14 protein-coding genes and 1 pseudogene are annotated in these 17,130 nt (G+C 62.3%); 10 read left to right on the forward strand and 5 right to left on the reverse strand.

The annotated features are described in order from the left end of the window. The first annotated feature begins 270 nt into the window (after positions 1-270). The 8 genes and pseudogenes from BHE75_RS01115 (at position 271) to BHE75_RS01145 (ending at position 7,617) form a co-directional block, all read left to right on the forward strand. Entirely contained in the window at positions 271-969 is a 699-nt protein-coding gene (locus BHE75_RS01115; RefSeq protein WP_070931810.1) for a TetR/AcrR family transcriptional regulator, read from the forward strand. A gap of 342 nt (positions 970-1,311) precedes the next feature. After that, positions 1,312-2,583: an LLM class flavin-dependent oxidoreductase gene (locus tag BHE75_RS01120; protein WP_254684330.1), complete on the forward strand. Its 1,272-nt coding sequence runs from the start codon at positions 1,312-1,314 to the stop codon at positions 2,581-2,583. Positions 2,584-2,623: 40 nt separating this feature from the next. Further along, positions 2,624-3,736, forward strand: coding sequence for an LLM class flavin-dependent oxidoreductase (locus tag BHE75_RS01125; protein ID WP_070931816.1), 1,113 nt, complete (start codon positions 2,624-2,626; stop codon positions 3,734-3,736). 12 nt (positions 3,737-3,748) lie between these two features. Further along, positions 3,749-4,837 carry a zinc-binding dehydrogenase gene (locus BHE75_RS01130; RefSeq protein ID WP_070931819.1) on the forward strand — a complete coding sequence of 363 codons (1,089 nt, stop codon included), beginning with the start codon at positions 3,749-3,751 and terminating at the stop codon, positions 4,835-4,837. Between the two features lie 45 nt (positions 4,838-4,882). Continuing rightward, on the forward strand, positions 4,883-5,683 hold the full coding sequence (locus BHE75_RS01135; RefSeq protein ID WP_070931821.1) for an SDR family NAD(P)-dependent oxidoreductase: 801 nt from the start codon (positions 4,883-4,885) through the stop codon (positions 5,681-5,683). 114 nt (positions 5,684-5,797) lie between these two features. Further along, positions 5,798-5,935, forward strand: a complete 138-nt coding sequence (locus BHE75_RS22995; RefSeq protein WP_191225123.1) for a transposase — start codon at positions 5,798-5,800, stop codon at positions 5,933-5,935. Continuing rightward, positions 5,890-6,159 carry a hypothetical protein gene (locus BHE75_RS23845; protein WP_139181599.1) on the forward strand — a complete coding sequence of 90 codons (270 nt, stop codon included), beginning with the start codon at positions 5,890-5,892 and terminating at the stop codon, positions 6,157-6,159. Before BHE75_RS22995 ends, BHE75_RS23845 begins: the two co-directional genes overlap by 46 nt. A gap of 105 nt (positions 6,160-6,264) precedes the next feature. Beyond that, positions 6,265-7,617: pseudogene (locus tag BHE75_RS01145) on the forward strand (IS3 family transposase). Positions 7,618-7,940: 323 nt separating this feature from the next. Here BHE75_RS01145 and BHE75_RS01150 read toward each other — a convergent pair. The 5 genes from BHE75_RS01150 to BHE75_RS01170 all read right to left on the reverse strand — a co-directional run bounded on the left by BHE75_RS01150 (position 7,941) and on the right by BHE75_RS01170 (position 14,133). Then, positions 7,941-8,972 (reverse strand): IS110 family transposase, encoded by a 1,032-nt coding sequence (locus tag BHE75_RS01150; RefSeq protein ID WP_070935345.1) that lies wholly within the window; start codon positions 8,970-8,972, stop codon positions 7,941-7,943. 102 nt (positions 8,973-9,074) lie between these two features. Next, on the reverse strand, positions 9,075-10,493 hold the full coding sequence (gene terL / locus BHE75_RS01155) for a phage terminase large subunit (RefSeq protein WP_070931825.1): 1,419 nt from the start codon (positions 10,491-10,493) through the stop codon (positions 9,075-9,077). Beyond that, the gene (locus tag BHE75_RS01160) at positions 10,486-10,914 is read right to left on the reverse strand and encodes a DUF5681 domain-containing protein (RefSeq protein WP_070931827.1); all 429 of its coding nucleotides are present in this window, start codon (positions 10,912-10,914) and stop codon (positions 10,486-10,488) included. Before BHE75_RS01160 ends, terL begins: the two co-directional genes overlap by 8 nt. Beyond that, a complete protein-coding gene (locus BHE75_RS01165; RefSeq protein ID WP_070931830.1) occupies positions 10,898-12,367 on the reverse strand; it encodes a DNA modification methylase in 1,470 nt (489 codons plus the stop codon). The genes BHE75_RS01160 and BHE75_RS01165 overlap by 17 nt, the downstream gene beginning before the upstream one ends. 566 nt (positions 12,368-12,933) lie before the next feature. Continuing rightward, entirely contained in the window at positions 12,934-14,133 is a 1,200-nt protein-coding gene (locus BHE75_RS01170) for a cation:proton antiporter (protein WP_254684331.1), read from the reverse strand. Between the two features lie 520 nt (positions 14,134-14,653). On the opposite strand from BHE75_RS01170, the gene BHE75_RS01180 reads away from it, so the two are divergent. Continuing rightward, complete coding sequence (locus BHE75_RS01180; protein ID WP_015458907.1) at positions 14,654-15,673, forward strand: LacI family DNA-binding transcriptional regulator; 1,020 nt, start codon at positions 14,654-14,656, stop codon at positions 15,671-15,673. A 151-nt stretch (positions 15,674-15,824) separates the two neighbouring features. Next, positions 15,825-17,111, forward strand: coding sequence for an MFS transporter (locus BHE75_RS01185; protein ID WP_070931833.1), 1,287 nt, complete (start codon positions 15,825-15,827; stop codon positions 17,109-17,111). The last annotated feature ends 19 nt before the right edge of the window (positions 17,112-17,130 follow it).

Genomic DNA, 17,130 nt, shown 5'->3' on the forward strand with positions numbered 1-17,130 from the left:
CGAGCCGTCGGGGCCAAACGCCTCGCGCAGAATGGACAGCTTCTGTTCCACCGACCAACGGCGACGCCCGCCGACCACCGCGATCCGACTGCTCATACGATCACTCATNTGACCGGTCGTAAGAGCACTCGCCCCCGACGCTTCGATATCCTCGCTCATCACCGCTCCTCGCAAAAAGCGGCTATCAGCACTGCGGAGCAGCTTCCCGCAAGGCGGCCTTCAGAACACGGTTACCTTGCAGCGGCCGGCCGACTGATGCACAGTTCGCCGATGACCAAGACGAGCAACATTTCCAGACGTCGCCGTTCCGCCTTGTCGGACGGTAGCGCGGACTATGCCGCGAAACGGGCCGAACTTATTCGCATCGCAGCCAGGCTCTTCAAGGAACAAGGGCTCCGATCAACGCGCCTTGTGGATATCGCCCGCGAGGCGGGTCTCGATCGCGCGACGGTCTATTATTATGTCGGTAGTAAGGAGGAATTGTTCCAGGAAACTGTCGAAGGCGTTCTCGATGCGAACATGGCGATCGCGGAAGCATTGATCGCCGACGAGTCACTGAAAGCCATCGATCGACTACATGCCATCTTTGTTGTCCTGATGGAGAGCTACGAAGAAAATTACCCGGCAACTTTCGTCTACATCCAGGAGCAGATGCATCAGGTCGGAGCGGAGGAAACCGCCTGGGCGCAGGAGATCATGAAGAAGACCCGCGTCTTCGATCAGATGCTCCTCAACTTCATCCTAGGCGCGATCGATGAAGGGGATCTGCGTTCCGACATCCCGCCGCGCCTGGTCGAGAATGCTTTGTTCGGCATGCTCAACTGGACCCATCGGTGGTTTGTCCCCGGCCGCGGCATGACGGGCAAGCAGGTTGCAGAGGCATTCTGGTCGATCTTTACCAACGGCATGTTGACAAGCGCTGGGGCCGCGCCTCGCGCAATATGCGCGGAATGTGCGTCCGGCAGATGATTCGCGCTCCGACGGGCGACAATCGCACGAACACGACTGTCGAACTCCGCAAGACGGACTCGGCCCACATTGCGCGATCATCCAGTAGCAACCACTCTATCCCAGGAACGTCCGTCACCTGGCAGCTCCTCTCGCACGATCCGCGCGAGTCCGATCCGCAGATCGGAAGGCGGCAAGCCGCTAACGAGCACAACTAAAGCCCGGATTGCGGACCGGCGGCTCGCTGCCCAGGTGGCTTGAACGACGGACTAAACCCAGCTGATTCAATTGATTACTATTCAGCTTTCGAGCTTGGTTTCTCGACAATGAATATCTCTGACCGCTAGCCAACGAAAAATCAGCATGTCAGTCAACACGAGAGTTGACAAGCGCCGTGGAACATTGTTGGATGCTGCTGTCGACAAAGCAGCAACCGGACACCCAGGGGCACCCACGCCCCTTCCTACGGGGCGGAGAGGTATGAAATTCCATCTTATGCAAACAGGCGTCGTCGGGCGCCGTCAGGAAATCGAGGCCGGCATGGCCGGCCAGCGGCCCGAGCTTTATCAGCGCTTCCTCGAAGAGGTTAAGGGTTATGTGAAGCTTGGAGACGAGCTTGGCTTCTTCGGCTATTGCCAGCCCGAACACCACCTTCAGATCGAAGGTTTCGAGGCGAACAATCATCCGGGCATGTTCAGCCTGTTCGTCGGCCAGCACTGCAAGCGGATGCACGCCGGCATCATGGGCTACACCATGACCACACATAATCCAGTGCGTGTGGCGGAAGAGATCGCCACCCTCGACCATATGCTCCAGGGACGGCTCTATTGCGGCTTCACCCGCGGCTATCATGCGAGATGGGTTGACTCTTACGCCGCCAAGGAAGGCATCAGCGCGACCACGCCTGACAATGTGAAGGCACGCGACGAGCAGGACGCCAAAAACCGATCCCTCTTCGAGGAAGGCGTCCGCGTCGTCAAGAAGGCCTGGACTAACGACGTCTTCAGCCACAAGGGCGACAACTGGCAGTTCCCACCCGAGGGCGGATCGGCTGGCCACCCCGCCTATGCCAAATTCGGCAAGGGGCAGGACGAGAACGGTATTGTTCGGGAAATCGGCATCGCGCCTCTCCCCTACCAGCGCCCGCACCCACCGATCTATGGCGGTTTCGCCGCGTCCGGGCGGACGATCGATTTCTGGGCGGAAGAGGGCGGCAAGCTCATCGTCCTCTCCGACAATCTCGACTTCTGCGAGAAGCTCAACGAACGCTATATCGCGACCGCCGCGAAGAACGGTCGGGAAGCGACCAATGCCGATGCCTCGGCCTGGGGCGGCTTTCTCATGCTGACCGATGACAAGGATCGCGCCCGCCAGCTCATGGAAGAGCATATGTGGTTCTGGGACGAGTGGTTCATTCCGCACGGGCAGCGTCCGCCGAACGTCCTGATCGGCTCGGCCGACGAGATCGCCGACAAGATCGGGAAGGCTCATGACCGGCTCGGCTTCAACGAACTGTTCCTGATGTTCGGCCAGGGCCATCTCGAACCCGAGGCCAATCAGGAGGAACTGGAGCAGTTCATCGCCAAGGTCGCGCCGCGCTTCTCGACCAAGGATGCCGAGGGCACCTTCGTCTGAAGTCCCGCAATCCGTTCAAACATACTTTAGGAGAGTATCCATGGCCCTTCAGTGCGGGATCTTCATGACCCCCTACAACCCGCCCAGCCGGACGCCGCGGCAAGTGTTCGATTGGGCGATCGACATCGCCCGGATCGCCGACGAGGCCGGCTACGTCGATTTTATGATCGGCGAGCATTATACGCTCGGCTGGGAAAACATCCCGCTGCCGGAAGCGGTGATCGCTGCCTGCGCGCAGACCACCAAGCAGATCCGGTTCGCACCGATGGCCCATCTTCTGCCCTATCATGACCCGGCCACCCTGGCAGTTCGCGTCGGCTGGCTGAGCCAGGTGATGGAAGGGCGCTATTTCCTGGGCGTCGCGCCCGGTGGTCATCACACCGATGCGATTCTGCACGGGTTCGAGAATCTCGGCGAGCTGCCGCCGCGCCAGCTCGAAGCGTTGCATCTCATGGAGCGCATCTGGGAGGGCAAGCCCTTTCTCGAGAAGGGTAAATATTATCAGGCAGGCTTCCCCGGCCCCGACACCATGCCCGAATATTGGGTCGACATCGCCCAGAACGGCCCTTTCGGTGGTCGGAAGAAGCTCGAGATCGCGGTCACCGCGCTCTCGATGAACTCCAAATCCATGGAATTCGCGGGCTCGCGCGATTACTCGCCCATCTCCTTCTTCGGCGGCACTCCGCAGATGAAGGCCCATTGGGAAACTTGGTCCAAGGCAATGGAGGCCGCTGGCCACACTCCCGAGCGCAAGCGATTCCGCGTCGCGCGCGACGTGTTTATCGCCGACACCGACGCCGAAGCCAAGCGACTCTTCCTGAAGAGCGGCCTTGCGCAGACCTGGCGCTCCTATCTCAAGGAAATCTACGTCAAGTTCGGCCTCTTCAACGGCATCATCCAGGACTCCGGCAAGGATGTGACACCCGAGAGTCTCGACGAGGATTTCCTCGCCGAACATGTCGTGCTGTGCGGTTCTCCCGAAACCGTCATCGAGAAAATCGAGACGCTCGCGGACAAGGTGGGAGGCTGGGGCCAACTCGTCTACAATCAACACGACAGCCTCGACGATCCCAAGCCCTGGGAGGAATCCCTCCGGCGTCTCGCCCAGGAAGTCTGCCCCAAGGTTCGCATGCCCAATATGGATGCAGCATAGGGGAGCACCGACATGCAGACCGGTCGCGCCACAGTCCTCGTCGAGCCTAATCGCATCGAGACCTGGAATGTTCCGATCGTCGATCCTGAACCGGGTGGCGCGCTCGTGCGCCTCGTCGTCGGCGGGGTGTGCGGCAGCGACGTCCATCTGCTGTCGGGCGAGGCCGGCGTCATGCCTTTCCCGATCATTCTCGGCCATGAAGGGATTGGCCGGATCGAGAAGCTCGGCGGGATCGACAAGGACTATGCCGGCGTTCCGGTAAAGCCGGGCGACCTAGTATATTGGTCACCCATTGCGGCATGCCACCGCTGCTATTCCTGCAATGTGCTCGATGAGACGCCATGCGACAATTCGCGCTTCTTCGAAGACGCGAAGAAGCCGAATTGGGGCAGCTATGCGGATTTCGCATGGCTGCCGAATGGCCTCGCCTTCTTCAAGCTGCCGGACGGTTCCGATCCGCTTGCTGTAGCAGCGCTCGGCTGCGCGCTTCCGACGGTTCTTCGCGGCTTTGACCGTTGCGGGCCGGTTCGGGTTGGCGAGACGGTAGTCGTTCAGGGCGCCGGCCCGGTCGGTCTGTCGGCGGTTCTTGTCGCGGCTCAGGCCGGCGCGCGCGACGTGATCGTTGTCGACGGGGTGGACCAGCGCCTGGACGTCGCGAGAAGCCTCGGCGCCACCGCGACGATCTCCCTCAAGGACAACCCGGAGGAGCGGCGACGCAAGATCTACGACCTGACCGGACCGGCCGGCCCCACTCTCGTCGTGGAAGCGGCCGGCGTGCTGCCGGCGTTCCCGGAAGGTGTTGACCTTACCGGCATTCATGGCCGCTACATCATTCTCGGTCTCTGGGGCGCGATCGGCACGCAACCGATCTCACCCAGGGACATGACGACCAAGAATCTCACGATCGCGGGGGCGACCTTCCCCAAGCCGAAGCATTATTACCTGGCCATGCATCTGGCGGCGCAATTGCAGGAGAAGGTGCCGCTCGCCGGTCTGGTCAGCCATCGCTTCGCCATCGAGGACGCCCCCAAGGCGCTCGAGGCAGTGCGCAAGGGTCAGGTTGTAAAGGCGGTCATCGATCCGGAACTGGCGCCGGCCTGATCGTCGATCAGATCCGCGACAAGCGGCGAAATGGAGAGGACAAATATGGGCAACCGGCTGGACGGCAAGGTCTGCATCGTCACGGGCGGCGGGAGCGGCATGGGACGGGCCTGCGCGATCGAGATGGCGACGCAGGGCGGACGAGTGGTTGTCGCCGACATCAATGAGGCAGCCGCGAACGAGACGCTGGAAGCAATCCTTGCCGCTGGCGGCGAAGGCATCGTATCCGTCTGCAACCTCCGCAACCCCGATGATATCCGGGGGCTCATGCACCTCGCTGCCGACCGCTTCGGTGGGATCGATGTCCTTCATAACAATGCGGCCGTCCACGAAACCGATCTCACCGCGAGGACTTCGATCGAAGAGCTCCCCGAGGATATCTGGGACGCCGTCTATGAGATCAACCTCAAGGCGATCTGGCTCGCGATCAAATTCGCCTTTCCCTTCCTCAAGCATTCCCAGCGCGGTCCCGCGATCGTCAACGTCGCCTCGACGGGTGCCTTCGTTTCCTATCCCCAGGCCGGCGCTTATTGCGCAACAAAAGGGGGCGTTCTCATGCTGACCAAGGCGGCTGCCGTCGATCTTGCGCCTCACAATATCCGCTGCAATTGCTATTGCCCGGGCGCGATCGATACACCGATGGTGAAGAAATATTATGAGGCCGCGCCGGACAAGGATGCCATCATGTCAGTGCTGACCGGTTCCCATCTCATCCGGCGGCTGGGCAAGCCCGAGGAAATCGCCAAGCTGGCTTGCTTCCTCGCGTCTAACGACAGCTCGTTCATCACGGGCGCCGCCTACGTGATCGATGGAGGCACGCTCGCCTGGCGGGGCACGCACAGCTGAGACCTCTCAGCGCGGATCCTTCGTTCCGAACGCTCAGGCGAAATGCGGAGTGTTTGCCGGAATGTCCCTCGCTCGCGCACAGCCTCGCCTTCTGCTGGTCCCATGATCGCCCGCATGTCACTGCGGCGGCGGCGGACCATCGAGGAGAAGCGGGCGATGGTCGAGGCGACCTACGATCCAAGCACGACGGTGGCCGAGGTGGCCGAGTGCTTCGAGGTGTCGCCGGCGCAGCTTTATTCCTGGCGCCGGTAGATGGCGAAGGAACGCTCGAACGCCGGCCGTTATCGGCGCCGGCTTTTGCCCGCATCGAGGTGACGCAGCAAGACCTGGTCACGGCCCCGGCCTTGCCGCCACCGTCGGGCTGCAGCAGGACCGGCACGATCGAGATCACCTTGCCGGATGGTGCGCACCTGGTCATCGACGGCTCGGTCGACGAGGCGATGCTCGAAGGCGTCATCATGGCGCTCCGACGATGATCGGCATCGTCCCGACTCATTGTCCGGCGTCAGCGCCAATGGCACAGATTTGAGGTTGTGATGTAAGGAGGATTTGGGCTTCGTCGTAGTGACGAAGGAACGAAGATGAAGCCCAAATCCTCCTTGAAAAAATCGGTGAAGGCTCCCGCGGAGCGGGTGGTGAAGGACATCCGGGGTGCGACGCGTCGGCATTTCTCGGCCGAAGACAAGATCCGGATCGTGCTGGAAGGCCTGCGCGGCGAGGACAGCATTGCCGAGCTGTGCCGCAAGGAAGGGATCGCCCAGAGCCTGTATTACACCTGGTCGAAGGAGTTCATGGAAGCGGGCAAGCGCCGGCTCGCCGGCGATACCGCCCGTGCCGCAACCACCGGCGAGGTCCAGGATCTGCGCCGGGAAGCCTGCGCCCTCAAGGAATGCGTGGCCGACCTGACCCTCGAGAACCGCCTGCTTAAAAAAAGCATGATTGCGGATGGGGGCAACGACGAATGAGGTACCCTGCATCCGAGAAGCTGGAGATCATCCGGATCGTCGAACAGTCGCACCTCCCGGCCCGGCGCACGTTGGAGCAGTTGGGAATCCCGCGCCGGACCTTCTATCGCTGGTACGACCGCTATCTCGAAGGCGGCCCTGAGGCGTTGGAGGATCGGCCATCGGCCCCGCGCCGGGTGTGGAACCGCATCGGCGACGATATCCAGCAGCAGATCATCGACATGGCGCTGGATACAACCGATCTGTCGCCCCGCGAACTGGCGGTGCGCTTCACCGACGAGAAGCGCTACTTCGTGTCGGAATCCACGGTCTACCGCCTTCTGAAGGCCCATGATCTGATCATCAGCCCGGCCTATATCGTGATCAAGGCCGCCGATCAGTTCCACACCAAGACCACGCGGGTGAACGGGATGTGGCAGACCGACTTCACCTACTTCAAGATCATCGGCTGGGGCTGGGTGTATCTGTCGACCGCGCTCGACGACTTCTCGCGCTACATCATCGCCTGGAAGCTGTGCACCAACATGCGGGCCGAGGATGTCACCGACACGCTGGATCTCGCCCTCCAGACCTCGGGCTGCGACAGCGCCACGGTGCTGCACAAGCCTAGGCTGCTCAGCGATAATGGCCCCAGCTACATCGCGGGTGAACTGGCGGAATATATCGAGGCCCGGAAAATGAGCCATGTGCGCGGCGCTCCGATGCATCCCCAGACTCAGGGCAAGATAGAGCGCTGGCATCAGACCCTCAAGAATCGCATCCCGCTCGAAAATTACTTCCTGCCCGGTGACCTTGAGGCCCAGATCGAAGCGTTCGTCGAGCATTATAACCACCGACGTTACCACGAACAACGTGACGCCCGCCGACGCCTACTTCGGCAAGGCCGATGCCATCATCAAACAGCGCGAAAGGATCAAACGGAAGACCATCGAACATCGGCGCTTGCTGCACCGCAAGATCGCCGCTTAATATCAACCCCAGGACGAGGCCCGCACTCCGCTAATTTACGCCGCGAGTTGTGCCAAATGTTCTTCTGTGGACGCCCCTGCGAACGCAAGCGGTAATTCGGGGATGATTGCGCGTTGGTCGGATGCTGCCATCTGTCCGGCCTCGTGATGCAGTATGGAATGCTGCGGGCCAGTATGGGAGTTCGCGGATCGGATCCAGATCAAACGAGCGTGCTCAAGGCACGAGAACATTTCCTGGTTTTCCGACGCCGTCTTGCCGACTGTTGTGCCATACCCTCCTTCGACCGCTTGTCGTCCTCCGACGACCTCTGATGGCCGTCCGGCTTACGCCGCCGCTGCCATCGGAGCTCTGTAATCCTCGTTCTTCATGAGCAGTGCCCAAACTATACGCGCCGTCTTGTTGGCCTGTGCGACTGTCACCAACATGCGCGGCTTGCGCGCCAGCATCCCGGCGAGCCATGATCCTTCGGGCGCCCCGCGCTTGCTTGCATGCAGGACTACCGAACTGCTTCCGATGATCAGCAATCGCCGCAGTGTGCGTTCACCCATCTTGGATGTTCGGCCCAGCTTGGTCTTTCCACCCGTTGATTTCTGCAGGGGTGTGAGCCCGAGCCAGGCAGCGAAGTCACGGCCGCGTTTGAATGTTTGCGCTGCCGGTGCCAATGCCGCGATCGCTGTCGCCGCAATCGGCCCGATGCCTGGAATGGTCATCAGCCGGCGAGCAACCTCATCTTCACGGGCGCGCCGAGCGATCTCCTTGTCGAGGTCTGCAATCTGACAATCGAGTTTCTCGAGCATGTCGAGCATAACCCGGAACATCTCCCGTGCTGCATTCGGCAGTGACGCACCGACCTCGTCGTCAATCAGCTCACCCAGCATTGTCACCCAGGAAGGCCCTTTCGGTGCCACCCAACCGTACTCAGTCATATGCCCGCGGATCGCGTTGATCGTCTGTGTGCGCTGGCCGACCAGCAGGTCGCGGGTGCGGAATACCAACGCTGAGGCCTGCTGCTCCTCGCTCTTGACCGTTACAAATCGCATGTTCGGCCGCTGTACCGCCTCGCAGATCGCCTCGGCATCGGCTGCATCGTTTTTGTGACGCTTTACGAAGGGCTTCACATAGGCCGGTGGGATCAGCCTCACCTCGTGGCCCATGCCTATCAACTCACGGGCCCAGTGATGCGCCCCGCCACAAGCCTCCAGCGCCACGAGGCACTTCGGTTGCCCGGAGAAAAAATCCAGCACCTTGCCGCGTGCGATCCGCTGGCTGAAAACTTGGCGGCCCGCAGCATCAGCGCCGTGCGCCTGAAAGACATTCTTTGCGATATCCAACCCGATCGTGATAACTTCTGCCATGGACGCCTCCTTCTCATAGGTGTTCTCCAACACCTACCTTGGCACATTGATGCCGTCGGGGGGCATCCACCCCATCAGACGACGGACAACCTCAGCGCCGCCTCAAGCGAGGAACCGGAGCCTGCTATGGAACAACGGATAATCCATGGAAGCAAGCAGCTGGACGGTGGAGTCGACCTGGTCGTCGAACTTTGCATGGGGAAACTGGAAAAGTTCGGCTTCGTAGGTAGCAAGCCAGGGAGCTTGATCGGGTAACCAGACGAGGCCCTTTTCGAATTTGACCGTCTGCTGCTGGGCACGCTCGACCTTGCCCTTCTCGGGACCGATCCAGATCAGCCAGGGCTGCCTGGCCTTTTCGTTGATCACTTCAATGAGGCTGATGCCGCTAGCCTTGTTCTCGACAATGACCAGCATCGCCCTCCACTTTGCCTTCAGGGCATGGACCTGCTTCACCAGCGCTGAGAAGCTTGGACGATCGCGCCAAACGTCGAGCAGATAATAGCCGTCGGGACATTTCGCCCAGGTGGTACAAACCGTCCAGGCATTGGTCTCATCGCCCTGATAGGCTGTGTCCCAGCTTTGGACGACTGCTTCCACCCGGGCGGGCTCTGGCGGCTCTTCATAGCGCTTCACCCAGCTGTTCTGGAACAGGAATCCTCCAGGTGGCAGCGGGCACTGGTTGAACTGCGCCTCAAAATCATGCTCGCCCATCTCCTTCCTGAGTTGAGCAAGATCATTCTTGTCATGGCGTGATGGCTGCAGAATTCGACCTACGGCAAAGCGCGCTTTGAGGCCGCCGGCAACGATATCATAATCCTGCCGTTTGGGATTGATGGCAGGCAGGATCAGCTGCTCCCATCCCCCTGTGGCGATCAGATGTCCCGGCAGATCCTCAGCATGGAGCCGCTGTGCAACAACGATGACCCTTCCCTTCTTCGGGTGATCAAAGCGGCTGCGAATCGACGAGTTGAACCAGTGTATGCTGGTTTCCCGAGCGGTGGGGGAATGCGCCTCATCTGCCTTAAGGGGATCGTCGACGATTATGAGATCGGCGCCACGGCCCGTCACGGTGCCGCCGACCGAGGTGGCAAGCCGGTATCCGCCAACGGTCGTGCCGATTTCCGTCTTGTTCTGCTGCTTGGGATCGAGATAGGTGTCGGGGAAGAGGCGCCGATACCAGGGTGAGCGCATCAGCCGCAGCGTGTCGGCACTGAACTTCTCAGCCAGCTGGGCACCATAGGATGCGCAGATGATCCGTGTCCGTGGATTTCTACCAAGTAGCCAGGCGGTATAGGCGATCGAGATGAGGTAGGTCTTCAGGTAACGTGGCGGGATACACACCAGACCACGGCGGATGTCGCCCAGATGCACCTTCTCCAGCAAGCGGCAGATAATGAAGATGTGCGGTGCCAGTTCGAGCCTGCAGCCTTCCAGGACCGGAAAGGCTCGAATGGCAAAGGCGCAGAAATCCCGCCGGCACAGATCATCGGTGATCTGTCGCAGTTCCAGGGGATCAGCCATTCTCATCTTCCGGCTTCTGGAAGACGCGAAACTTTTCACGCAGTCCGACCCACGCCTCGAGGGTCGCGAAATCCGCGGCGGATTCCTCGGGAGTGGGCGGCACCGTCTCTGGCGGATCGAACCGTTCGTCCAGCTCCTTCTGGATCTGAAAGGCCTTCAGGTCGCCGGCTGCGGCCTTCTGTGCCAGCTGGTGATAGCCCAGGGCTCTTTTGGTCATGGTCCTTTGCTCACCGTCCATGTTGACAGTGACCTTCGCCTCGAACGCCTCCCTGTAGAGCGTCTTCTGGTTCTTCGAACCTTTGGGCCGCCCTTTCGGGTTGGGCGAAGGCCCGCCCTTTTTCCACCAGGTGTCGGGATCGGTCTTGCCCTTGCCCCACTTCTGAGGCTCGCCTGATTCCTGCTTCCTATTTTTCCCCGTCATCGTCACTCTCCGCTCCCTCAGTGATTCGGCGATCAGCGAGCTGTGCAAAGGTCAGCCCGCTATCGGTATGAACGGCTGACGCGCCCGTCAGCTGTTCCCAGCGCCGGATCGCCCGGTCGACATATTTGGGATCGAGCTCGATACCGCGGGCGATGCGATCGCACTGCTCGCAGGCAATGATGGTGGTGCCGGATCCTGCAAAGGGATCGAGCACCACATCGCCGGGATGAGTGACGTCGAGAATGGCGTCGATAACCAGTTCGACCGGTTTTGGTGTTGGATGGTCAGCCAGAGCCTTCGCGGCTGACGAGCCAGCACGGTTGGCCCCCGGATAGGTCCAGACATTCGTCCGATCGCGACCATGGACGCCCAGCGCGACATTATTGATCGCGAGCGATTTACCGTTGCAGAAGATCGCAACAAACTCATGGGCAGACCTCAGATAGCCTCCCATGCCGCCCGAGCCCTTATTCCACACGGCAATATTGATCCGGTTCAGCTCAGCTGCGCGCCCTGCGTCAAGGAGTGTATCGATCTGCCGCCAATCCATGCAGGCGAAGATCACTGCGCCTGACGGCATTACGTCTTTGCAGAGGCGTAGATAATCCTCCATGAACTTGCGGAACTCGGCGTCGCTTTCCTGACCCGCGAACATGAGAAAATCCTCATGCTTATGTTTGCCGAGGCCGCTAACGAACCCGGCTATTTTGCAGTGATACGGCGGATCGCTGAACACCATCTGGACCAGGGTCCCATTGAGGAGACGCTGATAGGAGGCTTCGGCTACCGCATCTCCGCAGAGCAGCTGGTGATGGCCGAGATGAAAGAGGTCGCCCTCGCGGCTGATAGAGAGGGAATGAACGCCATCCTCAAGCCCATCATGTTCCAGATCGTCGATATCGTCGCAAAGCGGGGTAAGCTTGATCTGACTGATCTCCGGCAGGGTGAAACCGGTCGAGACGAGTTCGATCCCGTGGGATTCGATCGCGATCATTCGATCACGAAGCTTGTCGAGATCATATTTGCCGATTTCGCCAATCCGATTGAGCGCCAGGGCCAAAGCCTCACATTCTATTGGATCGAGATGATCGATAACTCGGCATTCGATCCTATCGAAGTCGAGTTGCCGGGCCGCTTCCCAAAGCGCATGTCCCGCAACAATCACGTCGTCCGCATCGATCAGGATCGGCAACACCATGCCGAACTTCTGGATCGACCGGACCGTGCCCTCGAGCATGTGCGCTGTCGTCTCGCGCGTGCGGTTGGGTGACGCACGCAGCGAGGAAACCGGTTTCCAGACGGTCACCAGATCAGGTTGGGGATCATTGCGATGATGGCCATGCGCTGCCGCAACCACTCGGGTCTTGCCCTGGTTATGCGCACGGCGTTTTGCATTCGCCGCCTGCAGCTGCCTTTTTAGGCTCTGCGGGCCAAGGGGAATTTTTCCTGACATACTTTCCTCCAATCCTGTCCGATTGGAGGCTCGCCATGCACCACGCACAAGGTCCTGCATCCGCTCGGAAGCAAGACCTGACCCGATGAGACTACGGGTCCGTTATGCCTTTGGTCCCGCAGGAAGCCCGCTCGGCGGAATTCCTGTGCCAAGATAACATCAGGTCAATGGCGTCTCAGTCTGAGCAAAAACCAGTAGGTGTCAAGCGCCTCGTAACCAACTGGACCGTTCCGTGATCCGGTGCTCTGTTTCCCTGATTGCCCGACAGCCTGTCCCTGTTCCTATCCGTGTTCCTGAACTCGGGTAAAACGACACAATCCCTGAAAAACCTCGCCTTAGCGGCTTTCCCGATGCAAAGTTTCCGTGTATTTTCTTCAGGTTTCCCTGTTTCCCGACCTATAACACGGAAACCCCACCAGAGACCGGTTCGCTCCGGACTGCGTCGCGCACCATTCGAAATGAGGAACAGGGCAGGCGGCTCCGCTGAAGGAGCAGCCGGCCCTTCCCGCCTTCCTCTGCCAGCTTGAGATGGCGACGCCGCTCCCGGGCGGAGCGGCGCCTGTCCGTCAGCCCTTCTTGTCGCGGAGGTGCGCCAGCCGCGCCAGCCGGGGCTTCACCACCGGGATGGTCAGCATCGTGCTGCCCACCGCCATCAGCAGCAGGGCGGTGAAGGTCTCGTTGGTGATGATCTGCTTGTCGAGCAGGATGTTGGCGAAGATGATCATGATCAGCGCCTTGGTCTGCAGCAGCCAGCCGACGATCGATGCCTCCCCCTTCTCCCAGCCGAGCAGGCGGCCGGCGAGGTGGATGCCGGCGAGCTTGCCGGCAACCGCCGCCACCAGCAGCAGCGCGGCGGCGCCGAACACGGCCAGCCCGCCCACGTCCCAGTTGGTGCGCAGGCCCGTGCTGAGGAAGAAGACAGGCATCACCGCGAGCAGGATGTTGCCGCGGAACTCGTCCATCTGCTTCTGGTCGAACCAGTCGGCATCGATCACCGCGCCCGAAAGGAAGGCGCCCACCATGAAGTGCAGGCCCGCCCAGTCCGCGGCGAAGCCGCAGGCGGCGAGCCAGACCAGCCCGACATACCAGCGGTCCGACGCGGGGATGCGCGTCATGATCCTGCGGATGGCGAAGGCGGCGATCGCGAAGCCCGCGAGGAAGCCGAGCTGGCGGCCCATCCGGTCCCAGTCGAGCAGGATGCAGGCGAGCACGCCCCAGATCGCCACATCGTCCATGCTGGCATAGCGCAGGATCCGCTGGCCGATCGGCTGGCGCAGGATGTCCAGCTTCTCCATCAGCAGGACGAGGATGGGCAGCGCCGTGACCGCGCAGGCCATGCCGATGCCCAGGATCACCTGCCAGGACTGGCCGTTTGGCCCGGCCCAGCCATCGAAGCGCAGCATCAGCATCGCCGCCAGGCTGCCGAACAGCAACGGCACGGCAAGGGCGAGACCGGCCGTGACCCCGGTTTCGCGCCGCCGCCGCCAGGTTTCGCGCAGGTCCAGCTCGATGCCCGCCACCCAGACGAACATCATCACCGCCCACCAGGCGATGCCGTTCAGCGCCGTCACCACCTGGGGATTGAAGACGAAGCGGTAATATTCGGGGAAGGCCGCGCCCAATATGCCCGGCCCCAGCAGGATGCCGCCGATGATCTGCACCACGACGAGCGGCGCATAATGATCGGTCCGGCCGATCCGCCAGACCAGATAGGGCACAGTGAAGATGATCAGCATCGCGATCAGGAAGATTTCGGTCGTGCTCATGGCCGTGTGCATGTGGCTGCTATTCCCCCCTGTCGGTTGCCGGGCGATCCATCGCCGCCGGGCATGGTTCGATCGGATATTCCAGCGTTGTCATGAAATGGCGGCGCGGCGCGGAGGCCGCTGCCGGGCCGGGCGCCGCAAGGCCCCGGCGCCGGCGGGCGATGGCTTTGCGCGGGGACGGGACATAGGGCCTGCCGCCGCCCGCCCCGCGCGGGACAAGCAGCCGGCCAAGGCGGGGAGGCATTGCCGCGAATCCAGCGGCTTCGCGCCGACGATTGCCGGTGCGGCCGCCATCCCGATCCGGCCCTTGCGGAGCCCCTCCATCGCCATACCGTCCCCCACGGTTCCGGGATGCCGCCGCCCCCGGATGCTTCTTGTCCCCTGCGGCCATATCCGGGGGCGGGCGGGACAAGCCGGTCGGCGGCCCGAGGGCGCGTGATCGGCGGCCCGCAACCTTCCGCGGATGACCAACGTTATCATCTACTACCCATGTTCCTCCGGTCATGCTAGCGGGGGCCGCATGGATGCCGGTCGTCGCGCAACAATCGTCGATGTCGCCCGTGAGGCGGAAGTTTCGATCAAGACCGTTTCGCGTGTCTTCAATGACGCGCCGAACGTTCGCCCGCACACGCGCGACCGCGTGGTCAAGGCCGCCACCGCGCTGAATTACCAGCCGAACGTGGTGGCGCAGGGGCTGGTGGGGCGGCGGTCCTACCTGCTCGGCCTGTTCTACGAAAATCCCAGCCCCAATTATGTGGTGGAACTGCAGCGCGGCGCTGTCGACCGGCTGCGGGGCGAGCGTTATCGCCTCATCGTGCTGCCGGTGGAGCAGGTGGCGCAGGTGGCGGACAATATCCTGTCCTTCGTCCGCTCCGCCGCGCTCGACGGCATCATCCTGACCCCGCCGGCATCGGACCATCCCGCGATCCTCGAGCATCTGAGCGCGGCGCGCTTTCCCTTCGTGCGGATCGCGCCTACCCGATCGCCCGAGATCCAGCCGCGCAACATCACCGACGACGTCGCCGCCGCGCGGGCGATGACCGAATATCTGATATCGCTGGGCCACCGGCGGATCGGCGTGATCAAGGGCGATCCCAGCCACCCGTCCAGCGAGGCGCGGCTGCTGGGCTTCTCGCTCGCGCTGGCATCGGCGCACCTGCCGCCCAGGCTCGACGATATCGATCAGGGCATGTTCACCTTCGAAAGCGGGTTCGAGGCGGCCCGCCGCCTGCTGGCGCGCAAGGACCGGCCGACCGCGATCTTCGCGCAGAATGACGACATGGCCGCCGGCGCGATCATGGCCGCGCACGATCTGGGCATCGACGTGCCGGGCGAGCTTTCGATCGCCGGCTTCGACGACAGCGCCATCGCCAACATCGTCTGGCCGCGCATCACCACCATCCACCAGCCGGTGTTCGACATGGCCCGATCGGCCACGGATACGCTGCTGGCGATGCTGGAGAAGAACCCCTATCCCGACGTGGTGGATCACCCCTTCACGCTGATCCCGCGCCAGTCGACCGGCCCCGCGCCGCGCTGAACGCGCTGCGGGGGCGCCCGTCGCCCCCTCTTTCCGTCTTCCCCGGATTCGATCGATTTTCGCGAAAAATCGGGATTGATAACGTTGGTCAAAGCGTGATCTAACGCGGCGGGCCCCGATCGAACAAGCGGGCCGACGGAGAGGAAGAAGGATGACCGGCAAGGCAAATGGCGGCACGCGGGCCGCCTTCGTGGTGGTGACGTGCCTCTATTTCATGTGGGGCTTCATCACCTCGAACAACGATCCGCTGATCGCGGCGCTGCGCGGCATCTACACGCTCAACGTCGCCGAAGGCATGCTCACCCAGTTCGCCTTCTTCCTTGCCTATTTCGTGATGTCCCTGCCGGCCGCCGGCCTGCTCGCCCGGCTGGGCCACGCCCGCACCATCATCGCCGCGCTGCTGGTGATGGTGGGCGCCTGCCTGCTGGTGCTGGTCGCCTCCCGCTTCGAAACCTATGCCATGGTGCTGGTCGCCCTGTTCGTGATGGCCAGCGGCATCACCGCGCTGCAGGTGGCGGCCAACCCGCTGGTGGCGTCGATGGGGGCCGCCGAAACCAGCCATTTCCGCCTCACCTTCGCGCAGGCGTTCAATTCGCTGGGCGTGGTGCTGGGCACCGCCATCGGATCGCGCATCATGCTGAGCGAGGATGTGTTCGCGCCCGGCGGCCATGTCGCCGAAGGTGTTTCGCGCGCGACCGCGCTGGGCGTGGTGGACCATGCCTTCGTGCTGATCGCGGTGGCGATCGCGGCGCTGGCGGTGCTGATCTTCGCCTTTCGCCGCCGGATCGAGGATGCCGCCACCGACAGCGCCGTCGAAAGCGGATCGCCCTTGCAGGCGCTGCGTTCGGGCTGGGCGCTGTTCGGCGCGCTCGCCATCTTCCTCTATGTCGGCGCGGAAGTGACGATCGGCAGCGTCATGATCAACTTCCTCAACCGGCCCGACGTGCTCGGCGTCTCGCTGCGCGAGGCGGGCGAATTCTATCTCACCTGGTTCTATTGGGGCGGGGCGCTGGCCGGCCGCTTCATCGGTAGCGCCTTGCTCACCCGCATTCGCGCGAGCTACCTGCTCACCATCGCCGCGCTGGCCGCGACCGGCCTCACCGCCGCCGCCTTCCTGCTCAGCGGCCCGGCCGCCGCTTATGCCGCGCTCGGCGTCGGCCTGTTCAACTCGATCATGTTCCCGACGATCTTCACCATCACCTTCGAACGGTCGAAGGCGTCGCACGCCTCGGTGTCGGGCCTGCTGTGCATGGCGATCGTCGGCGGCGCGCTGCTGCCGTGGATGTCGGGCCATGTCGCCGACGCCACCGGCAATATCGGCGCCACCTTCCTGCTGCCCGCCATCGCCTATGCCGGCATCCTGCTCTTCGCCGCCAGCGGCGCGCGGGGCCGGGCGCCCTCGCGTGATGGCATGGTGGCGCCGGTGGCGATGCACTGACCGGAGTGCCCGCCGGATA

This window comes from Edaphosphingomonas haloaromaticamans (genome assembly GCF_001853345.1).
GTDB classification, from domain to species: Bacteria; Pseudomonadota; Alphaproteobacteria; order Sphingomonadales; family Sphingomonadaceae; genus Sphingomonas_E; species Sphingomonas_E fennica.